This window comes from Helicobacter cappadocius, from assembly GCF_030688855.1.
Lineage (GTDB): Bacteria > Campylobacterota > Campylobacteria > Campylobacterales > Helicobacteraceae > Helicobacter_J > Helicobacter_J cappadocius.
In genome coordinates this window covers 36,869-57,634 of record NZ_JAUYZK010000010.1, presented here as the reverse complement: position 1 = coordinate 57,634, position 20,766 = coordinate 36,869, and the positions used below count along the sequence as shown (strand labels likewise).

Below are 20,766 nucleotides of genomic sequence, written 5' to 3'. Positions count from 1 at the left end.
TAATTTTTAGTATAACGGAGAATTGAATTGAAAAGTATTTATGTAGGAAATCTCGCTTATAATGCGACAAATGAAGATGTTAAAGAACTCTTTAGCAAGTATGGCAATGTAGTTTCTGTAAAATTAATCAGCGACAGAGAAACTGACAGAGCAAAAGGCTTTGGTTTTGTAGAAATGGAAGACGATCAAGCTTTAAAAGCTATTAGCTCTTTGAATGAAACAGACTTTATGGGTCGAACAATCAGAGTGAATGAAGCGAATCCAAAAACAAGATAACTTCATTTGGTGAGGGCTAATCCCCTCTCCATTTTCTTTTTAGAATTTCTGCATTTTTTTGTATATCTCCATTCCATAATCCTCCGATTACGGCTATCATATCTGCCTTTTTTAGCTTATTGACATTTTCAGGTAAAATCCCTCCAATACCACAGATAGGAATATCTAATTTTTTTTTCGCTTTTTCTAAAATTTCTAAATCCGCCTTTCTTGCATTGGGCTTTGTCTTTGAAGAAAAAAATGCTCCAAAAGCTACATAATCAGCTCCTTGTTTCTGTGCTTTTTGTGCAGATTCTAAGCAGTTATAACAAGAAACTCCAATCTTGCCATCAAACATTTTTCTAGCTTTCTTTAAATCACAATCTTCCCCACCAATATGTAAAGCTGGGGATTTGATTGCAATTGCGAGTTCAACCCTATCATTCATCACAAACAGTACATCTCTTTGCATACAAAATTCACAAAGCTTCTTGGAAATCTCAAACAATTCATCATCGCTATGGTTTTTATCTCTGAGTTGAAAAATTTTTACGCCACCTAAAATAGCAAGTTCAAGCATATCAAAAATTTTTTCATAAGGAGTAAGCTTTTCATCGCTAATCCCATAAAGACCGTCAAAAAGCACTTCTTAGCTATCCAAAACCATATTTTGTGCTTTGTTTAATAATTCTCTTGCATTATTTTCTATAAAATAATCGGCTAATTCCCGCACCAAAGATTCGACTTTATGGACTTCTCCTTGGATTGTATTTTTTAGAATTTCACTTCCATCAGGAAGTCCTACAATTGCACTGATGGTAATATTTTTATCTTGAATTTGTGCATTTACACCAATAGGAACCTGACATCCGCCCTCTAAGATTCTCACAAAAGTTCTTTCTGCTTGAGTACATACACTGGTGGGATAATCAGAAAGTTTTTTTATCTCTTCATACATTGGATGATTCACTCTCATTTCTATCCCTAAGGCACCCTGCCCCATTGCTGGTATCATCACCTGTTCAGATAGTGGCACAATGTATTTGATTTGTTTTTTGCTAATTTTCAAGCGATTTACCCCTGCTTGTGCCAAAATAATCGCATCAAAATCTCCTTCATCTAGCCTCTTGAGCCTTGTTTGAACATTGCCACGCAAACTCTGTGTATCCAAATCACTCCTGAAAGCCTTTAGCTGCATTGATCTTCTCAGAGAAGTTGTTCCAACCTTTGATTTTTTTGGTAAAGATTCTAAGCTAGGATATTTTTGACTTAAAAAACAATCTCTCATGTCTTCTCTTTGTGTAATACAAGCAAGTCCTAACCCCTCTATAAAATCAACAGGCACATCCTTTAGAGAATGCACAGCCAAATCAATCTCACCATCAAGCAAAAGCTCCTCAAGTTCTTTTGTAAAAAGTCCTTTACCTCCTATTTTGGACAGGGGAACATCTAAAATTTTATCTCCTTTTGTTTTTACAACCTGAATATCACTAAAAATTCCCAATTCATCCTGAAGTCTTTTTTGAATATATTCAGCCTGCCACAATGCCAGTACGCTTCCCCTTGAGCCAATAATAAGCTTATTCATCATTTCCCTTATTTGAGATTTTTTGGTTCTTGAATAATTTCCACATCAATAATTTCTTCATTAGAAAAATTTCTATAACTCCAACTAGACCGCTCAAAATTATCAAATGAATTCTCTCTTTTTGAGGTATTCTGAAGATTTTTTTTGAAAACTTTCAAAACAAAAAAAGCATATATCTCCAAAATAATTCCTAAAAAATCAGCAAAAATACCCGGAAATAGCAAAAGAAAAGCTCCAACAACACGTGCAAAATTTCCGCCCACAAAATCAGATAGAGAAATCTGACCCTTATTAAATTTTCTCAATCCTTCTAAAATATCACCCCTAATCCAAAACATTATAAGCATACTAAGCAAAGAAGTCATAACAAATTCCAAAAAGAACATCCACGCACCAAATTCCACTATATAAAGCGTCGTGCAAATAAGTTCAACGAAAATATAGCTAATAATAATGAAATAAAAAAAACGCATATCACTTTCTCTTAGTATTTTGGAATCTTTGAATAATTTCATCTGTGAGTTTTTCGCAATCTAAGTCTTGTTTTTTCAAATCTTTTCTACTCACTAACTCAACGATTCCATTTTCAAAATTTTTACCAACAATAATAGCATAAGCAGAACCTATCAATTCAAAATCTGCCATTTTTGATCCAAACCTTATATCCCTATCATCAAAAAGAATATCTAATCCTGATTTTTTTAATTCTTCATAAATCTTATGAGCATATTCTAGCTGATGGTTGTCTTTTGTATTTGAAACAATAATACTCAAATCAAACGGCACACTAGAGGATGTCCATACACAACCCTTATCATCGCTTTTTTGTTCTAAAATAGCAGGAAGCAGACGAGTAATGCCAATCCCATAACATCCCATTTCAAAAAAAGCACTCTTCCCATCTTTGTCCAAAAAACTAGCGTTCAGAGGCTTTGAATAACGTTGTCCTAACTTGAAAATATGTCCTACTTCAATGCCTTTTTTATATTCAAGAATACCTTCGCATAATGGGCATTTATCACCTTCTTTGACTTTTGCTATATCTTCATAAACCAACCCTTCAAACAAGCTCAAATCAACCCCTACAAAATGATAATCTTCTTCGTTTGCTCCACATATCAAATCCTCTGCATTTTCCAAATCAATATCAAAAATAACATGATTGGCATTTGTTATATTTTTAAGTGCATAAGGACCTATAAATCCGGGTTTTAATCCACATTCGATAAGCTCTTCAGTACTAGCATCTACAAGCTCTAAAATATTTGCTCCATTTTTATTGAGAGCATTTAAGGCTTTGGTTGTTTCGAGTTCATCAACTCCACGCAAAAAGAAATAAACTAACTCATCTAGTTTTTGTGTGTGTGAATCAAAAATAGCTTTTTTTACAACTGCTTTTAAAGTGAAAAATTCATCCACTTTAAAAAATTCTACGAGTTTTTTAATAGTGTTAATTTTCGGGGTATGGAATTTAGAGAACTCTGCCTTAGGTGGTATTGCTTCATAGACGAGTTTTGAACGTTTTGCTGCCTCAATATTGGAAGCATAGTCGCATTTTGAACAAACAACGATTGTATCCTCTCCAGAATCTGCTAAAACCATAAATTCTTTACTGCCACTTCCTCCAATAGCACCACTATCGGCTTGAACGACTCTAAAATCAAGATCAAGTGTTCTAAAAATATTTCGATAGACATTCTCCATTTTGCTAAATTCTCTATCTAAATCCTCTTTACTAGCATGAAAACTATAAGAATCCTTCATTATGAACTCCCTACCCCTCATCAATCCAAACCTAGGTCTGAGTTCATCTCGAAATTTTGTATGAATCTGATAAAGATTCAAGGGGAGTTGCTTGTAGCTCTTAATATAAGATTTTGCTATCTCTGTCACACTCTCTTCATGTGTTGGACCAAGCACAAATTCATTTTCTTTTCTGTCTTTAAATCTTAACAGCTCCCCACCATATTTTTCATAACGTCCGCTACTTTTCCATAGTTCAGCAGGAGTAACAAATCCCATCAAAATCTCTTGTGCCCCAGAGCGATTCATCTCATCTCTGACAACTTTGGAGATTTTTTCTACTACTTTTTTTCCAAGTGGCAAAAAATTATAAATTCCACTCCCAATCTGATGAATATATCCTGCACGAATCAAAAATTGATGACTTTTGAGGACTGCATCTTTTGGAGTCTCCTTTGTGGTGGGAATAAACATTTGTGAAAATAACATTCTAGTCCTTAGTTTAGTGTCGTATCATATTCGCATTTGTAGCGATTGATAAGCATTACTTCATCATCAATATCAAAAACAGCCTTCATAGCCTCTATAATAGGATCAGCTTCCTCTTTATCGGCAAAATTTTTGATGTTTATTGTTGGTTTATGCAAGAAAATATTGAATGCACCATGCAATACCTTAGCAACATTATCTTCATATTCACTAGGGATAAAACCTTTTTTTACTGCTCTTTCAAGTTCTTTAAGAGATGCTTCTTTTGCAAATTCTCGGATTTTTTTAATAAGTGGATCTACTCCCAAAGTTTGAAGCCATTTGAAAAACTCTAATGTAAATATGCCTACAACTTCATATGCTTTTGTTGTATTTTTTCTTCTATTTACAAGGTTTTCAGAGGCAACTTGTTGTAAATCATCCACAGAAAAAAGAAAAATATCTTCTCTATTGGGATTTTCAATATCTCTAGGAACAGCAAGATCAAACCAAAAACGCTGGAATGAAGTGGTTTTTATCATAGAGTTTTGGATAATGCAATGCGGTGCAGATGTCGCACAAAACAAAAGAGGATATTCATTTATCAAACTAGACAAAGTAGAAAAATCTCTCACCTCTACCATATCATTATATTCTGAATTTAATTCATTTGACACATTCAAAGCATTTTGTTTATTTCGATTCAATAATAATATCCTATAACCCAGATGAAGCAAATGCTTACTTGCCAAAATGCCCATATCGCCAACCCCAACCACAATAGCGACTTTATTTTTTATATTATTTTTTTCAAATAAAACATTTGCTTCTTTGACCGCTACAGAAGCTACAGAAACTGCATTTTGAGATATTTGGGTTGAATTGCGAACCTGTGCTGCACACCTGAAAGCAAAATGAATCAATCTAGTTAAATTTTTACCACAAAAGCCATTGTCAAAGGAAAGTTTGTATGCACTCTTTAGCTGACCACCTATTTGTGTTTCTCCAACTACAATACTATCCAAACTACTAGCAACACAAAATAGATGATGAACAGCCCCCTGATCAATAAAAACATCAGCTATTTCTTGCAAAAATCCCTCATCAATATCTCTTATTTGTGCAAGTATAGAAAGGATAAAGTTTTTTGTATCCCCAGGACTATCTGTATAAGCATATATTTCAAAACGATTGCAAGTAGAAAGCAATATAATCTCTTTGAGGTGGCTATCTTTAGATTTTAAGGTTTGTAAAAAATTTTTGATAGATTCTGTAGATGCAAATGAGAGCTTTTCTCTCATTGTTATTTCAGTGTTTTTATGTGAAAAGCTAATTGATAAATACCCTGCTTCTAAATCCATCAAAACTCCCTATTTATCATATTTTCAACGACTTCTTCAAGAGATTTATTATTTTCATCTTCGATAGCAGAAATAGCTAATTTTGCATATTTTTTGGCCTCTTGAAAAACTAAAGGTATGATATGATATTTATCAAAATGCTCTTTTAACCAGCGATCTATCTCTATCTTATTTTGCTTAAAATATGAAACCAAAATCTTTTTTTCATCTTCAGGAAGCATTTCATATAGATATATATAAGGAAGAGTGGTCTTACCTTCTTTAAAATCATTCATTGCGGGTTTTCCAAGAGTGCTAGAATCCTGAGTAATATCTAACAAATCATCGATAACCTGAAAGGCAATACCAAGATTTATTCCATAATCTTTGTATTTTTGATGATCAAGATCAGCTAAAATAGCCGCTGACTCAGCACTTGCTGCAATTAAAGAAGCTGTCTTGTCTTGAAGCATTTGAAAATATCTTTTCTTATCTGTATTAAATGTTTCACTCATAAATACATCATCAATTTCCCCTCTTGAAAGCTCAATAACGGCATTAGAAATACTTTTAGCAATCCTAACATCCATTTTTGTAAGCTCGAAAAACGCCTTAGAATAAAAAATATCTCCAAGCATAATAGAGTTTTTATTCCCAAAAATAGCATTAATCGAAGGATGTCCCCGTCTAATATCTGATTCATCAATGACATCATCGTGCAACAAAGAAGCACTTTGTATCATTTCAATAATCGCACATAGATTCACCACATCTACATGATCTTGGCATATAGCTAAAACAAGCTTACTTCTGAGCATTTTTCCAGAAGTTATCTTAGAAGAAAGGGTATCAACATAAGGATTTCCTATCTCCTTAATCAAATCTTCTATTCTTTGAGTGATCTTTTGTAACATCAAAAACCCCTAATTTTTATGAAAAAATTGTGCATCTCCAGATACACCAAGCCAGAGTGAAGCTGTATTGTTTTTCTCATCAAAATCTTTGAATGAGAGATACAAATATGAAAAACTATTCGCCACATTCTTTCCAAACAATAAAAGCTTGAAAGTCTCTCTCTGATAATCTTGATATAAAATAAACTGATAAGGAAATTTATCATAATTCAAATACACTACAAGTCCGTGATTTTTATACAATGTCCATCTAAAGAAAAGCGGTTTTTCAAGATGTCCTTCATAAATTACCCCAGAATAGACTTCATCTTTTTTTAAAACAATATTTTCGCTCGTGTTCCAGATTGGAGACTTACCAAAAAGAAAACTACTCAGCACAAAGAAAATGAATATTTTATTCATTTTCACTTAATATCTTAGCCATCGATTCAATTGCGATATTGCTTTTTTGATGCTTAAGTCTGTCTTGTAAATCAAGATCATCATCCAATTTTACATAAAATTCTCTAAGTTTTCCATCAAGTGAATGCTCTTCTAAGATAATTTCATAAATAGCCTGTAATTCTAGCAATCTATCAAGTTCAGCACTTGATAATGTTCTACTAGCATTAAAAATAATATCTTTCCATTTTTCCAAAGGATTTCCTTGCAAAACTTCCAAATTATCAAATTCTTCCCACATCAAATCTCCTTTTTTCTAACTAAAATTGCTTTTTTATGTGCATCAAGCCCCTCTAAATCCGCTAATATTGCACACTCTTCACCTAATTCATCAAGTGCTTGTTTTGAAAAGCTAATAATAGAACTTTTTTTCATAAAAACCTCTGTTCCTAGAGGAGAAAAAAACTTTGCACTTCCTCCTGTAGGAAGGGTATGATTAGGTCCTGCAAGATAATCTCCAATAGGTTCTGGAGTGTTTTCTCCCAAAAAAATTGCTCCGGCGTGTTTTATCCTAGACAAAAGTTCAAAAGAATTGTGAGTTAATATCTCCAAATGTTCAAAAGCGAGTTGATTGCTCAAAGCAATACATTCATCTATATCTTTAGCAACGATAATAGCTCCTCGATTTGAAATACTTTCTTTGGCAATATTTTTACGACTAAGGCTAGGTAAAATCATGGATACATGAGCTGAAACTTCTGTAGCGAGTTCTTTGCTTGTGGTTATTAAAATTGAACTTGCCATTTCATCATGTTCTGATTGAGAAAGCAAATCATGTGCTATATATTTAGGATTGGCATTTTCATCAGCAATAATGCCGATCTCACTAGGACCTGCTATCATATCAATACAAACTTCACCAAATACAAGTTTTTTTGCAGTGGCAACAAAGATATTGCCTGGTCCTGTTATTACATCCACTTTTTTCACGCCATCAATTCCATATGCCATCAAACCAATAGCACTCGCTCCACCGACTTTGTATATCTCCTTTATTCCGCACAAATATGCTGTCGCCAAAAGAATATTATTAGGTTCATTAGATGGCGTAGGAGTGCATACAATAATATCTTTCACTCCTGCAACGATCGCAGGAATTGCATTCATTAATAAAGAGCTTGGATAGACGGCTTTTCCACCAGGTATATAAAGACCAGCTCTATCCACAGGTGTTATCTTTTGCCCCAAAACAGTCCCATTTTCCTCAAAATCAAGCCAGGTCTTGGGTTTTTGTTTCAAATGAAAGGAATAAATTCTGTCGTATGCTGTATGTAGTGCAGATTTTGCATTATCATCTAATTGATTATAGGCTTTTGCAAGATCATTTAGAGGTATACGAATATCATCTAAACCCCTAGGCTCCCATTTATCAAATTTAAAAATGTTTTCTTTAAGGGCATCTATACCCCTAAAAATAACATCATCCAGAAGATTTTGTACTATAGGAGTTACATTCTTGATATCCATTTTTCCACGATTTAAAATTTCCATAAAGGTTGCAGAAAAATTAGAATCTGAAGTATTGAATATTTTTATCATCCGCACCAATCCTTAGATATTTTTAAGGATAAACCTATCAAATATTATATCACAATCAAAACATTTATTTTTTATTCTTTAAACATGTTTCCCGCAAACAAATAATTTAGCAACCAATAATAACGATAAAAGCAATAAGAGTGATGAAGTTTGTTTGGTTGGTATGGCTCCCCCCCCCTTATCCTGCGAAAAATAATGACAACTAAAGAAGGTTCTGCTCACATCTGCATACAATCTCCAATCATCGCTGAGCTTCATATTAGTTCCTTAAGGAGAGATTGAGTTTATTGTTTACCAACTTGAAGTGCCATCATCTAAGAGTGCAGAGTTTTTAATAGAGATTCTATTGCCCAAGTTCAAATATTTAAAAGATGCTTTTAAACGGAATTTTTATGGTTTGGAGGATATTTTAGAAGATAAATGGTGCCGAAGGTCGGACTTGAACCGACACAGGGTTGCCCCTACTAGATTTTGAGTCTAGCGCGTCTACCAGTTTCACCACTCCGGCATTTTTACTATGGTGCGCTGAGCGAGACTTGAACTCGCACGAGTTGCCTCACCACCCCCTCAAGATGGCGTGTCTACCAGTTCCACCACCAGCGCATGAACCTCCAAAATGGAGGTAAAAGAAATTAACCTATGAAAGGATTTCCATAGATAGCAATAATTGCAAAAACTAGCGTATAAATAACTTGAGCTTCAATCATAGCAAGAGCGATGAACATTGTGGTCAAAAGCTTTCCGCCAATTCCTGGATTTCTAGCAGTTCCTGAAATAGTCGCAGCAGCAGCATGTCCCATACCGATAGCACCACCAAGTGCAGCTATTCCCAGTCCGATTACCGCACCAGCAACAGAATAAGATTTTATCATATCCATACCACTCACATCGTTAGCGAAAGCAAAACCAACTAAACCAAAAAACATCATTAAGAAAAATTTCATAATAAACTCCTGTAAGATTTAAGCTCTTTCGGATCTATCCCCTACTTGAACTCTGAAGTGGGATTATCTCTAAAAAATTATAAATGTAAGTTTAAAATCCTAGCTTTTTATCAAATCAAGTTCGATTTTTCCCTTGTTTAGACCCAAAATTTGGCACCTTACTCTATCTCCTTCAGAAATATAGTTCTTGATACTCTCGTCTCTATTTTTAGTTATCTTGCTAATATGTAATAATCCATCACCACCATTTGGAAGCGATACAAATGCACCAAAATCAAGTACTTTTTTTACTTCACCTTCAAAAATAAGACCGGTTTCATACTTACTCAAATCAATTTTTTGACTTTGTATGAGATTAATAATAAAGTCTTTTGCGGCAGTCACATTATTTTTGTCACTTCCAGAAATTTTAACCTCTCCATCTTCTCTATTTAGATCAATACTCACTCCAAAACGTTCGATAATATCTTTAATTACCCTTCCACCTTGACCAATAATCTCTACAATTTTACTAGAGGGGACATTGAAGACTTCTGAACTTGGAAGAATATCTGTATTGAGGATGATTTTTGACCTAGCTTCTTCCATGATATTTAATATATATTCTCTAGCTTTTTTTGCTTGATATAGAGCTTCTTTCAATATATGATGAGAAATACCACCCATTTTGATATCCATCTGCATCGCAGTGATTCCATCTTTTGATCCAGCGATTTTGAAATCCATATCCCCATCATGATCTTCTAGTCCATTTATATCTGTTAAAATAGCGTATTTATCTTCTTGCACAACAAGTCCCATAGCCACTCCAGCAACAAGAGAGCTTATTTCAATGCCACTAGCACACAATGCCAAAGAACCACCACAAACACTAGCCATTGAACTAGATCCATTAGACTCCAATATTTCTGATACCAATCTAATGGTTTTAGAATGGTCTAAAATACTGCTTTCTAAAGCTCTTTTTGCAAGATTTCCATGTCCTAATTCTCTCCTACCTACAGAACCAATCATACTTGCTTCCCCTACGCTAAATCCAGGAAAATTATAATGGAACATAAATTTTTCTTTATTAGGAATTTTGTCAGTAAGCATTTCTTGAGTTTGAGCATCACTATCTGCACCAATAGTACTCACAACAAGAGCTTGAGTTTGACCTCTAGTAAATAAGGCACTTCCATGTGCAAAGGGAAGAATGTTTGTTTGTATTTGTATGGGTCTGATATCTTCATATCCACGTCCATCACATCTTGTTTTTTGCTCAAGTATTTGATGCCTTATGATTTCTTTTTTGTAGTTTTCCAAAACAGGATTAATTTCTGAAATCTCCCAATCTGTATTTTGTGCTATAGATTCAGCAATTTTTTTCAATCCTGTATTTCTTTCACTTTTTGCCATCTCTTGGAGGCTATTTTGGACTTCCACGATATAATTTTCTTGAATATATTGATAGATTTGTGGATTATTTTTTTCAGTCCTCAACACAAGGTTTAGCGGATTTTCCTTATAAGTATCAAAAGCTTTTTGATACTGCATACAAGAATTTGAAATATAATCTTTTGCTAGACTGAGTGCATCTAAAAGTTTTTCTTCGCTGATTTCATTTGCACCTGATTTTTTTGCAAGAGATCGCATTTCTATCATCAATAATTCATCATTACTACCTGAAACATACAGATCGAGAGTAGAATTATCAAGCTCTTGCATTGTTGGATTGATAATGAATTCACCTTCAATCATCCCTACCCTAAGTGCATTTATAGGATGATAAAAAGGTAAGCTAGAAACATAAAGTGCATTTGCTGCGGCATTAAGAGCACAGACTTGAAGATCGCTTTGTTTGTCACAACTAAGCACCATCAAGGTAATCTGCGTAGGATAGCTATAGCCTTTTGGGAATACAGGACGAAGAGTTCTATCAATAATTCTTGAAGTGAGCGTCTCAAATTCACCGGGTTTTCCCTCTCGCTTGATAAAACCACCTGGAAATTTTCCTACAGCGTAAGATTTTTCTATATACTGAACAGTAAGTGGAAGAAAATCTTCTTCTACGATTTTTTCATCTACAGCAACACTTGCTAAAATAACCGTACCACCGCTTTGGTACAAAACAGATCCGCTTGATTGTTTTGCAATGTAGTTTAGGGTGTATTTTTCTTTTAGATTTTTTAGCTCTATTTCGACAATATTCACTTGAATTCCTTAAATTGTAATTATATTTTTTTCAAAGATCGATCTAATATCTCTTCGACTTCTTCTTCATCCATAGCAGGTAAGGATTTGTAATAATGGGCAGTAGAAACAAAATGATCGGGTTTGAATACGCTGATGACCTCATCACATATCTCAGACAAACAGGAGGCGACATTTTTGGCTATCACAGGTGTGGCAACATACACGCTCCTAGCTCCTTTTGAAATGCAAGTTTGAATGGCAACATTCATTGTAAGACCTGTTTCAACCCCTTGATCAACAATAAAAACATCTTTATCGTTCAAGGAACTTATCATAGAACCTTTTCTGAATTTGTATATATCAGCCAAAATATCTTCTTCATAGGTTCTTTTAGCTTCTCCATAAACATAATCTAAAGTAATATCAAAAGAGTCAATCAATGCTTCATTCATAATTATATCCATATTTTCACTCACAATAGCAATTTCACATTCACTATTTAAGGGTGCATAAATAGGCATAGTAAATAAAAAATCCAATGGGATATTCATCCTTTTAGACATTTTTTCTCCAAAACCCACTCCTGCTAAACTTGTAGCAAGAATGATAGAATTTTTGGTGTCTAAATGTCGTATCAATATCTCATCCATCAAACGTCCCAAAGCATCATCTCTATTTTCAAATTTGAGATTATCTATTTTTGTTGTACCCATTGTGTTTCCTTATTTTGTAATCCGATAGGTAAGCCCAGTATTTGTAAGAGGTACGAAATTCAACTCTAATTTGATGTAAGTGTTTTTCAATACCTCAAGAGGATTTCCGGGATCGTTTGTAAGTATTGGTCTTCTTTGATTGACAAACTTAAGTCCAATACCAAAACAACGAATATTTTTGAAAATACCAACATCCCAATCAAGCAAAACATTGTTTTTGATATCATATCCCGCAGAAGCACTCAAACCAAAATATCCAAAATCATTGCTAAAACCACCTTTGAGATAGTTTGCAGAATTTTCTACAATCTTATTAATACCATCATCGCGAAAATCTCTCTTGATATAATACGATAAATTTGCAATCATATATTTATATTTATAATTTGCATTCAATGCGATTTCATCTAAGGCATTGTAATAAAACGAATAAAAAATACTCGCGTACATATCTAGACCTTTTAGCGGAGAAAAACCAATTTTATTTTCCATAGGAATACGAGCAATGGACACTGGATCATCAAAGTTTAAAGTTTGAGTTATTTTCCAATAAAATAATTCTTTTGCACCTAATCCATAAAAATATTGAGTGAGACCTATATCCATTGTTTTTGCGGATATAGCCGTTCCGGTTAGACTATTAGGATCCCAAATATCACTATAGGATTTGCCATTGATGAGATATTGCTCAAGACTATTTTTGGAATATAGGCTTTTTGCAAGGGTGGTTTTTTTGTACATTTGCGAATCAAACAAACCATTTGACAATTCAAAATAAGGAGCATTGAATGCAAGTTGGAATTGAATAGTGTGGAAAACTTTATTGTAATCCTTTGCCAAATCAGAGTTTAAATAAATACTATATCCCGCTGATAAGATATTTCCATACTCTCTAGTGGATTTTTTATCAAGATTGGGTATATAGGTGTTTTGGGATCTTGTAAGAATAGCATTGCTCATATAAATATTATTCCAAATCCCTAATGAGATGTATTTTTTAAAAAGTGAAAATTGTAAACCAACAGGAATATTTAGAGAGTTTTGAACATATCCATAGCCAATATCTCTAGTGGTGTTTTTAAATTGATAATCAAGAGAATATAAAAGATTTTTAAAAAATAGTGAATCTAAATATTTGTGGTACTGTAAATTTGGTAAAGACTGGAAGGTTGTGTCGTTGTTGATTTTATTTAGGTTGATAAAATACTTGAAGTTAATCCCGTAGTAGTTGTTCTCGGTCTGAACATAATAGTTTCCCCTAGACATATGCGTTCCATCAGTAATAATGGTATTGATATTTTCAAATCGAGCATAATCTAGGTCGTTCATATACAAAAAATCCAGATAAAGACCATTATCAATAGAGTTTTTTAAGCCAAAATATTTTTGGAGAGGATCGCGACTTGTATGTGCAAGTTCAAAACCATAAACATTTTTATTTCTAAGACTATATTTTTTATAATAATCCATATTGTTATGAAAAAATCTCGTTGTAAAGCTAAATTTATCCTGTTCTTTGTTGATAAAACGTGCTTCAAAATTTGCCCCATAACCTCTATTTGTCCTAACTTGAGGTGTGAGGGTCATATCCCAAAAATCTTGCAGTGCAAGGTAAAAAGGTTGCATATAAACAAAACCTTCTGTATTGGAAGCTGCAAATTCTGGATATAGCAATCCAGTTGTTCTTTTCGTGCTAGTGGAAAGATGTATATAAGGAAAATATAAAATAGGAATATCTCCTATATATATTTTTGGATTCCATAAAGATAGGGCTGATTTGTCGGAGTTATAAGATCCAGAGGTTGCGTCAATATGCCAGATTGGATTTTCTATACTACATCCAGAAACAGTTACCCTCTTGAAGCTATATTTTTTGTCTCGATTTTCTGCATTTTCTGAACTTATCCATAATCCACTGATGCCATCTTGTAGATAAAATGGATTAATAATTTCGTATTTTTCATTCATGTTTAAGACAATATGCTCTGCTCGTGCAAAAAGTCCTCCACCTTTATATATCTTTATATTACCATCAATGGTGGCAACTCGATTTTTTGTATCATATGAAATCCTATCAGCAAGAATATAAATATCAGTATTAAGTAAAACAGCATTTCCTGAAGCAACGACTACATTACCCTCGCCTTTTACACTATCTGCTAGAAGTTCAAAAACCTTGTTGTTATTTTTGTCAAATTTTTGAACAGCACTCTGTGTGGCAAAAACAAAACAGCTAAGAATAATAAAAACGATACTAAATCTAATCAAAATTTTACCTATCTGATACGACAAGTGTTTTGCTTACTTTGTCGTGAAGACCTCGATAAAACCTATTATCGATGGCAAAAATAAACAATACAAAACCAAATATTTCTTCAAAAACCTTCAAAGTCGATCTTTGAAATATGGTTTTTAAAACAGGTCTATCCAAATCCAATAAGGAAATAACTTTGATTCCAAAAATCATCTTTCCAATGGAGGCACTTAAATATCTAAGACAAATAACTTCATAACTAAGTTCTAAAAAAAAATAAATAAGAATGAGCTTTTGAATTGAATATATTTTAGTTTGTATATCGCTAGAAGAGGTACTTAAAAAATTGATATACACTCCCCAAGTAATCAATACAACCAAGAATATATCAATAATAAAAGCTGATACTCTATGAGAAAAAGAGGGTATTTTGATGTTTTCTCGATATAGGATTTCCTCTATTTTGTCATCTGTATAAATCATCTATGCCTCAAAAATTTAGATATCTAGTTTTTTTATACATTCTTCAATGCCCTAAATCCAATATCATCGCGATAATTCATTCCATCAAAATGAACTTTGCCAACGAGTGCATACGCGTTTTTTCTAGCTTCTTTTAAACTCTCCCCTACCCCAACACAAACCAATACTCGCCCTCCTGTAGCCATAAGAATACCATCTTTTAAATTCACCCCTGCAAAGCAAATATGCCCTAAATTTTCATCAACATCATTGATGCTAATAGCCTTAGCTTCAGAGGTGCTATAAGGATAGTTTTGCGATGCAATAACCACACCTACACAATATCTCTGAGAGATTTCAACCTTCAATAATCCTAATTTATGCTCCATCACACCATAACAGAGATCTAAAAGAGGTGTTTTGAGCAATGGAAGCAAAATTTCACATTCAGGATCTCCAAAACGAACATTAAATTCAAGCAAATATGGTTGCAATACATCTCCTATAGAGACCACCATAATACCTGCAAACAAAACCCCATAAAATGGCATTTTTTCTTTTTGCATACCTTTGAGCGTAGGTTTTATAATCAAATTCTCGATTTTTTTCATCATTTCTTCATCACATAGAGGTGTTGGGGCATAAGCACCCATACCTCCTGTATTTGGACCTCTATCTGCACTCAAAAGACGTTTATGATCTTGAGATGCTGGAAGTAATACATATTCTTCTCCATCGCACAAGGCAAAAACCGAAAGCTCATAGCCATCTAAAAATTCTTCGATCACAACACATCTAGCAGCTTCTCCAAAACTCTTGCCTTCAAGCATGTTTTTAAGTTCTTCAAGGGCTTGTTTATGAGTATTTACAATCACCACACCCTTACCTGCACACAATCCATCTGCCTTTAACACAATAGGTGGTGTCAAGGAAATGATAAACTCTCTGGCTTCATCATAATGTGAAGTTTGCAAATATCTTGCAGTAGGAATGCCAAAGCGGGAAACAAAATCTTTCATAAAAGCCTTAGAGCCTTCTAATTGTGCTGCTTTAGAACTTGGGCCAAAGACTTTGATTCCAGCTTCTCTAAGAACATCGCTCATTCCTTCCACCAAAGGTGCTTCTGGACCAATAAATACAAAATCTATTTGATGAGATAAAATAAATCTGATAAGCTCTTCATCTGTTTGAACAGATATATTTTCCCCCAATTTGTTTGTACCACCATTTCCGGGATAAAAATAAATCCTATCCACGCGAGAATCCTGTGAAAAAGCTCTACCTATAGCATACTCTCTGCCACCATTTCCAATAATTAAAATTTTTTGAGATGTGATTGACTTCATTATTTTATCTTTCTATCAATTACCCAAATGACCGCTATGTATTGATGCGTAGCCCGAAAAGCTACAAATTAGGTCAAGAGAATCTTATTAGGCGGCAGATTCTAACCACAGAAGGCTCAAGCAAAAATACCGAACACACAAAGATTGCTACGATTGACCTGAAAATACTTATTAATAGACTCGCAATTTTTAACAAACACGAATCATTCAGGCATATATATTATAATCAATGCAGCTTTAAAATAAGATATATTTTAATAAATCACTCGCACTAAATACAACCCATTAGCACTTACAGGTTTGCTATAAGAATGTTTTTTACAATCTAGTTGTAATAAAATCTCTTCTAATGTAATTTCCCCCCTAGAATAAGCAAGTGCAGCTCCTATCATGAGTCTGACTTGAGATCGCAAAAAACCATTGGCTTGTAAATAAATGATATTACAATTTTTAGAAAAAATTTTATGTTGGTATATTGTTGCCTTATATATTTCTCTAATATCTGTTTTTGTATCACTTCCTTGTTTTTTAAAATAGCTAAAACAATGTTTTCCGACAAAAAGATTCAGAGCCTCTTGGATGAGTTCTTTTGATCCGTATTTTTCAACTGAAACATATTTTGAGATAAAAGGATTAGAAAAATTATCACAAAAAATATATCTGTATCCTCTGTATCTTGCATCAAATCTAGGTTGAAAAGACATATCTGTTTCGTAAATATTCTTGACAAAAATATAAGGGTAGAGTTTGTAATTCAAGAGTGATTTTATTTTTGAAATCTGTATTTTTTCATCCACGCAAAAGCTGATTATTTGACCAGTGGCATGAACTCCTTTGTCCGTTCTTCCTGCAGAAATAATCTCATCATTTATTCCCATACTCCTAAGAGCAATTTCTATGCGTTCAGTTACACTCATTATATCTTTTTGTCTTTGTCTAGCAAAACCACTAAAAGCACTTCCATCATATGCTATTTTTGCAAAAATCTTTTTCATCAGTAAAATTTCAAAATAAATCGTTTATAAAAAAAGTAGGAAATACTAAGCCAAATACTAGGCAATAATACCATTCCCCAAAAAGGAGCACTTTGACTTGTTATGTGCATAATCAAAAAATAAATCCCCACGCCAAGCAAAATATAAATATAAGACATATTTTTATGAAATCTTGGATTGGCAATTCCAAATAAAGGTATCAAAAACACACTTACAATGGGAAATAAAGAAGTCATTATAGCCTGTGCTAGTCTTCTAGCTTGGGATGAATCTCCACTAAAAGCACTTTTCCAATAATCAATCAAATCATAAGAACTTAGCTTAATAGATCCTGTTTGATTTTTTAAACTCATTTGTTTGAAATCAACTTTATTTATCTCTTTATTTTGTGCAAAATAAGCATCTCCATCATAAAGATTAAGCTCAAAAACTCCATTTTTATTATTGACTTCACCACTATTAGCCACAATAAAGCTTTCTTGAGATAACCCATCACTAGAAAAAAGCACGAGTTGGTTATATTTGTTATGACTGATACCATTTACATATACAAGCCAATCGCCGAGTTTTTGACCAAATTCTCCTGGTCTTATATTAACATCAACTTTATTTTTCTTCTCTGCAATAAAATCTGAATAAGCACTCTTTGAGAGAGGTATCATCACAAGCGAGAACATCAACAAAACAATACTGACTAAAACACTGATAGGGACAAAAACTTTTAAAATCGTTTTTGGCGAAATCCCTAATGAGAAAAAAACAAGCAATTCATAATCATAACAAAGGCGAGAAATACCTAAAACACAAGAAGCAAAAAATGTAATAGGAATAATAAAAAAAACCGTTCCAGGCAGCGAATATAAAAAAAGTTGTCCCAGGTCTAAAATGTCCATTTTGACAACCAATGTAACCCCAGCTATTCCAATAAGCAATACGACAGAGGCAATAAAAAACAGCACTAAAAAAAATGGAAAAAATATTTGAGAAACGGCTAAAAAAATATATTGCTTAATCATTGATGATGCCCATTAAAAAATAAAATAATAAGCCTATAAAAATAATCATTATAAGCGGTAGTTTGGTAATTTTCTTTCCAAAAAATCTAACTAAAACACTATATATAGAGGCAAACACACAACCCCAAAAAATGCTCATTAAACTGCCATAAACTCCTAGTAACATTCCCACACTAGCTCCAAAAACAATATCCCCCTCACCTAAGACCTCTTTATGCCAAATCATATCCCCAAAAATTCTCAATATGCTAAACATTCCAGCAATACTTAGTCCACCAAGCAAAATATCCCAAAAATTTTGTGAAAAATAAATCATTCCTACCAAAACACAGACAAACAATACGAAATTTATCCAATCAGGAACGGCCAAAACCTTGTAATCTATCGCAGATAAAAGAACTAAAAAGCTAAAAACAACCATTAGCCAAATTTGAAATATCCCACCATAGAGATAAGCAATTCCTATGCCTCCAGCAAAAAAAATCAGTACCAAAAACACACTTTCAGTTTTGGAAAAGAACAAATTCTGTAAAAAGGTAAAATCCGTTTTTGGTTTTCTTTTTTGAATATAAAATAAAAGCTGTGTTGTAAGAAAAATAACAACACCCAAAATACTCAGCCATAAAGCATTGAGATCAAATAAATTAGGAGAGGATAAATATTGATATAAAAGAGTGGTTTTATCAGAATCAAAAAAACCAATCAACATTATCTCATCACACCATCAAGAACTGGCACAAAAAGACATTTCTCCAAAATTTCAGGAGTACTTAGCTGATTATTTTTTTTTCTAAATCGAGCAATAACTTGAGTATCACCATCTGCAATAGGTGCAACCAAAATGCCACCTTCTTCAAGCTGTTCTATAATAGCATCAGGTATTTTTTGAACACAAGCTGAAAACATTATCCTATCATAAGGAGCAAAGGCTGCCCAACCATTTTGACCATCATCTAACTTGGTATTAATATTACTTATTCCTGATTTTCTAATTCGCTCCTTTGCTTCTAAGAGTAGTTTTTCGATACGTTCTATTGAAAAAACTCGTCGAAAAAGCCTGGAGAGAACCATAGCTTGATAACCACTTCCACATCCTATTTCAAGCACACTGTCTCCGCCCTCTGGTATGAGGTATTGAGTCATTTTCGCAACCGTCAAAGGAGAGCTTATCCATTGATCAGCCCCCATTGGAAGTGCATCCAAATTATAAGCTAAATGTTTAAGTGAAGCTGGAACAAATAACTCTCTATCAATATTTGAGATTGCCTCCTTAACATTATCTTGAAGAGGAAATTTTCTAGCGATTTGATCGCACATCAAGTGACCTTTGAGTCTAAACATATTTATTCCATAGTTTTAAGATTTAATATCATCAAAAAATTTGCATAGGTTGATAAAATCATATGAATTCTTAGAAATCATCAAAATTCACGCTTCCTTTAGCGTAATTAGTGACTTTTGCTTCAAAAAAGTTAGTTTTTTGATCATTAAAACTAGCAAATTGATCCACCCATTTGATAGGATTGACCACATTATAAAGTTTGGGAAGACCAACTTTTGAGAGTCTATCATCAGCGAGACTTTGGATATATTGATGAATGATTTCAGAGGTAAGTCCTAAAATCTGTCCTTGAGTGATATAAATACCCCATTGTGATTCTATCTCAACTGCTTTTCTGAACATTTCAATCACTTCCTCTTCAAGTGATTTTGTAAAAAGATCAGGTCTTTCTTTTCTTGTGGCATTTATCATATTTTGAAATAAAACAAGATGCGTAACTTCATCACGTTGTATGAAACGTATCATTTGTGCAGAGCCTAACATTTTTCCACTCCTAGCAAGAGTGTAAAAATAACTAAATCCACTATAAAAATAAATCCCTTCTAATATTTGATTAGCAAACATCGCTTTGACTAGATTTTGTTCTGTAGGATTTTCTGAAAGTTGCAAATAAACATCAGCGATATAATCATTTTTGCTACGAAGCTGCATATCTACACGCCACATATCGTATATTTCTTCAGTATTTGCAGAAATTGATTCCACCATCACAGCGTAACTTTGAGAATGCAGGGCTTCTTCATAAGCTTGTCTGACTAGAATTAGATTTATTTCAGGACTTGTCATAAAGGGATTGACATTATCGATGAGATTATTTGTTTGCAAACTATCCATAAAAATAAGCTGTGCCAACGCTCTATCATAACCTAGCTTTTCTTGAATGGTGAGATGGTTCCCATAATCAAGTTTATCGCTGTTCATATTGACTTCCTCAGGAAACCAAGTATTTGCCAACATCAGCTTCCAAAGATTATACGCCCATTGATACTTAATTTTGTTGAGATCAAACATACTTGTAGGATTTCCTCCAAAAATCCTACGATCATTTACGCTTTCGGTCGAATTGGGATTATATATCTTTTTGCGAGGAATAATCTTATCTACCATTTTGGTATCCTTTCTGCTTTGCTAATAATTTCCAAAGAATAACAAAAAATTTCTTAAGAAGTCCCCATAAGCTCTTTTTAAATTCTTTTCAGTTTGATTTAAAGTTTTAGTGAGTAAAATACCG

22 protein-coding genes and 2 tRNA genes are annotated in these 20,766 nt (G+C 33.4%); 1 reads left to right on the top strand and 23 read right to left on the bottom strand.

Annotated elements, in window-relative coordinates; genetic code table 11:
• Positions 1–27: 27 nt before the first annotated feature.
• The gene (locus Q5I06_RS07015; RefSeq protein ID WP_095295783.1) at positions 28–276 is read left to right on the top strand and encodes an RNA recognition motif domain-containing protein; all 249 of its coding nucleotides are present in this window, start codon (positions 28–30) and stop codon (positions 274–276) included.
• Between the two features lie 16 nt (positions 277–292).
• Here Q5I06_RS07015 and thiE read toward each other — a convergent pair whose 3' ends face one another.
• The 23 genes from thiE to Q5I06_RS06900 all read right to left on the bottom strand — a co-directional run bounded on the left by thiE (position 293) and on the right by Q5I06_RS06900 (position 20,642).
• On the bottom strand, positions 293–901 hold the full coding sequence (gene thiE, locus Q5I06_RS07010) for a thiamine phosphate synthase (protein WP_305517433.1): 609 nt from the start codon (positions 899–901) through the stop codon (positions 293–295).
• A 3-nt stretch (positions 902–904) separates the two neighbouring features.
• On the bottom strand, positions 905–1,843 hold the full coding sequence (gene hemC, locus Q5I06_RS07005) for a hydroxymethylbilane synthase (protein WP_305517432.1): 939 nt from the start codon (positions 1,841–1,843) through the stop codon (positions 905–907).
• An 8-nt stretch (positions 1,844–1,851) separates the two neighbouring features.
• The gene (locus tag Q5I06_RS07000; RefSeq protein WP_305517431.1) at positions 1,852–2,316 is read right to left on the bottom strand and encodes an FxsA family protein; all 465 of its coding nucleotides are present in this window, start codon (positions 2,314–2,316) and stop codon (positions 1,852–1,854) included.
• Between the two features lies 1 nt (position 2,317).
• Positions 2,318–4,075 carry a proline--tRNA ligase gene (locus tag Q5I06_RS06995; protein WP_305517430.1) on the bottom strand — a complete coding sequence of 586 codons (1,758 nt, stop codon included), beginning with the start codon at positions 4,073–4,075 and terminating at the stop codon, positions 2,318–2,320.
• 8 nt (positions 4,076–4,083) lie between these two features.
• Positions 4,084–5,415 (bottom strand): glutamyl-tRNA reductase, encoded by a 1,332-nt coding sequence (hemA, locus tag Q5I06_RS06990; protein WP_305517429.1) that lies wholly within the window; start codon positions 5,413–5,415, stop codon positions 4,084–4,086.
• Positions 5,415–6,308 carry a polyprenyl synthetase family protein gene (locus Q5I06_RS06985; RefSeq protein ID WP_305517428.1) on the bottom strand — a complete coding sequence of 298 codons (894 nt, stop codon included), beginning with the start codon at positions 6,306–6,308 and terminating at the stop codon, positions 5,415–5,417. The genes hemA and Q5I06_RS06985 overlap by 1 nt, the downstream gene beginning before the upstream one ends.
• Positions 6,309–6,317: 9 nt before the next feature.
• The gene (locus Q5I06_RS06980) at positions 6,318–6,710 is read right to left on the bottom strand and encodes a hypothetical protein (RefSeq protein WP_305517427.1); all 393 of its coding nucleotides are present in this window, start codon (positions 6,708–6,710) and stop codon (positions 6,318–6,320) included.
• Positions 6,703–6,990, bottom strand: a complete 288-nt coding sequence (locus Q5I06_RS06975; protein WP_305517426.1) for a DUF2018 family protein — start codon at positions 6,988–6,990, stop codon at positions 6,703–6,705. Before Q5I06_RS06975 ends, Q5I06_RS06980 begins: the two co-directional genes overlap by 8 nt.
• On the bottom strand, positions 6,990–8,285 hold the full coding sequence (hisD, locus tag Q5I06_RS06970; protein ID WP_370690944.1) for a histidinol dehydrogenase: 1,296 nt from the start codon (positions 8,283–8,285) through the stop codon (positions 6,990–6,992). Before hisD ends, Q5I06_RS06975 begins: the two co-directional genes overlap by 1 nt.
• Positions 8,286–8,366: 81 nt before the next feature.
• Entirely contained in the window at positions 8,367–8,546 is a 180-nt protein-coding gene (locus tag Q5I06_RS06965; RefSeq protein ID WP_305520928.1) for a hypothetical protein, read from the bottom strand.
• A 163-nt stretch (positions 8,547–8,709) separates the two neighbouring features.
• Positions 8,710–8,796, bottom strand: a tRNA-Leu gene (locus Q5I06_RS06960).
• Between the two features lie 10 nt (positions 8,797–8,806).
• Positions 8,807–8,891: transfer RNA gene (locus Q5I06_RS06955), tRNA-Leu, on the bottom strand.
• A 29-nt stretch (positions 8,892–8,920) separates the two neighbouring features.
• Positions 8,921–9,232, bottom strand: a complete 312-nt coding sequence (locus Q5I06_RS06950; RefSeq protein ID WP_305517423.1) for a F0F1 ATP synthase subunit C — start codon at positions 9,230–9,232, stop codon at positions 8,921–8,923.
• 99 nt (positions 9,233–9,331) lie between these two features.
• Entirely contained in the window at positions 9,332–11,425 is a 2,094-nt protein-coding gene (locus Q5I06_RS06945) for a polyribonucleotide nucleotidyltransferase (protein WP_305517422.1), read from the bottom strand.
• A gap of 20 nt (positions 11,426–11,445) precedes the next feature.
• Positions 11,446–12,120 (bottom strand): phosphoribosyltransferase, encoded by a 675-nt coding sequence (locus Q5I06_RS06940; protein WP_305517421.1) that lies wholly within the window; start codon positions 12,118–12,120, stop codon positions 11,446–11,448.
• A 9-nt stretch (positions 12,121–12,129) separates the two neighbouring features.
• Positions 12,130–14,388, bottom strand: a complete 2,259-nt coding sequence (locus Q5I06_RS06935) for an LPS-assembly protein LptD (protein WP_305517420.1) — start codon at positions 14,386–14,388, stop codon at positions 12,130–12,132.
• Positions 14,389–14,392: 4 nt separating this feature from the next.
• Positions 14,393–14,857 (bottom strand): RDD family protein, encoded by a 465-nt coding sequence (locus Q5I06_RS06930; RefSeq protein ID WP_305517419.1) that lies wholly within the window; start codon positions 14,855–14,857, stop codon positions 14,393–14,395.
• A gap of 32 nt (positions 14,858–14,889) precedes the next feature.
• Positions 14,890–16,182, bottom strand: coding sequence for a phosphoribosylamine--glycine ligase (gene purD / locus Q5I06_RS06925; protein WP_305517418.1), 1,293 nt, complete (start codon positions 16,180–16,182; stop codon positions 14,890–14,892).
• Between the two features lie 254 nt (positions 16,183–16,436).
• Entirely contained in the window at positions 16,437–17,177 is a 741-nt protein-coding gene (truA, locus tag Q5I06_RS06920) for a tRNA pseudouridine(38-40) synthase TruA (protein ID WP_305517417.1), read from the bottom strand.
• A complete protein-coding gene (locus Q5I06_RS06915) occupies positions 17,177–18,193 on the bottom strand; it encodes an LptF/LptG family permease (protein ID WP_305517416.1) in 1,017 nt (338 codons plus the stop codon). Before Q5I06_RS06915 ends, truA begins: the two co-directional genes overlap by 1 nt.
• The gene (locus Q5I06_RS06910; RefSeq protein ID WP_305517415.1) at positions 18,186–18,902 is read right to left on the bottom strand and encodes a prepilin peptidase; all 717 of its coding nucleotides are present in this window, start codon (positions 18,900–18,902) and stop codon (positions 18,186–18,188) included. Before Q5I06_RS06910 ends, Q5I06_RS06915 begins: the two co-directional genes overlap by 8 nt.
• Positions 18,902–19,534, bottom strand: a complete 633-nt coding sequence (locus Q5I06_RS06905) for a protein-L-isoaspartate(D-aspartate) O-methyltransferase (protein WP_305517414.1) — start codon at positions 19,532–19,534, stop codon at positions 18,902–18,904. The genes Q5I06_RS06910 and Q5I06_RS06905 overlap by 1 nt, the downstream gene beginning before the upstream one ends.
• Before the next feature lie 70 nt (positions 19,535–19,604).
• Positions 19,605–20,642: a ribonucleotide-diphosphate reductase subunit beta gene (locus Q5I06_RS06900; RefSeq protein WP_305517413.1), complete on the bottom strand. Its 1,038-nt coding sequence runs from the start codon at positions 20,640–20,642 to the stop codon at positions 19,605–19,607.
• Positions 20,643–20,766 lie beyond the last annotated feature (124 nt).

Coding starts and splice junctions, on each gene's coding strand:
- hemC (WP_305517432.1), bottom strand. CDS start 1,843: ATGAATAAGCTTATTATTGGCTCAAGGGGAAGCGTACTGGCATTGTGG.
- Q5I06_RS07000 (WP_305517431.1), bottom strand. CDS start 2,316: ATGCGTTTTTTTTATTTCATTATTATTAGCTATATTTTCGTTGAACTT.
- Q5I06_RS06995 (WP_305517430.1), bottom strand. CDS start 4,075: ATGTTATTTTCACAAATGTTTATTCCCACCACAAAGGAGACTCCAAAA.
- hemA (WP_305517429.1), bottom strand. CDS start 5,415: ATGGATTTAGAAGCAGGGTATTTATCAATTAGCTTTTCACATAAAAAC.
- Q5I06_RS06985 (WP_305517428.1), bottom strand. CDS start 6,308: ATGTTACAAAAGATCACTCAAAGAATAGAAGATTTGATTAAGGAGATA.
- Q5I06_RS06980 (WP_305517427.1), bottom strand. CDS start 6,710: ATGAATAAAATATTCATTTTCTTTGTGCTGAGTAGTTTTCTTTTTGGT.
- Q5I06_RS06975 (WP_305517426.1), bottom strand. CDS start 6,990: ATGTGGGAAGAATTTGATAATTTGGAAGTTTTGCAAGGAAATCCTTTG.
- Q5I06_RS06965 (WP_305520928.1), bottom strand. CDS start 8,546: ATGAAGCTCAGCGATGATTGGAGATTGTATGCAGATGTGAGCAGAACC.
- Q5I06_RS06950 (WP_305517423.1), bottom strand. CDS start 9,232: ATGAAATTTTTCTTAATGATGTTTTTTGGTTTAGTTGGTTTTGCTTTC.
- Q5I06_RS06940 (WP_305517421.1), bottom strand. CDS start 12,120: ATGGGTACAACAAAAATAGATAATCTCAAATTTGAAAATAGAGATGAT.
- Q5I06_RS06930 (WP_305517419.1), bottom strand. CDS start 14,857: ATGATTTATACAGATGACAAAATAGAGGAAATCCTATATCGAGAAAAC.
- purD (WP_305517418.1), bottom strand. CDS start 16,182: ATGAAGTCAATCACATCTCAAAAAATTTTAATTATTGGAAATGGTGGC.
- truA (WP_305517417.1), bottom strand. CDS start 17,177: ATGAAAAAGATTTTTGCAAAAATAGCATATGATGGAAGTGCTTTTAGT.
- Q5I06_RS06915 (WP_305517416.1), bottom strand. CDS start 18,193: ATGATTAAGCAATATATTTTTTTAGCCGTTTCTCAAATATTTTTTCCA.
- Q5I06_RS06910 (WP_305517415.1), bottom strand. CDS start 18,902: ATGTTGATTGGTTTTTTTGATTCTGATAAAACCACTCTTTTATATCAA.
- Q5I06_RS06905 (WP_305517414.1), bottom strand. CDS start 19,534: ATGTTTAGACTCAAAGGTCACTTGATGTGCGATCAAATCGCTAGAAAA.
- Q5I06_RS06900 (WP_305517413.1), bottom strand. CDS start 20,642: ATGGTAGATAAGATTATTCCTCGCAAAAAGATATATAATCCCAATTCG.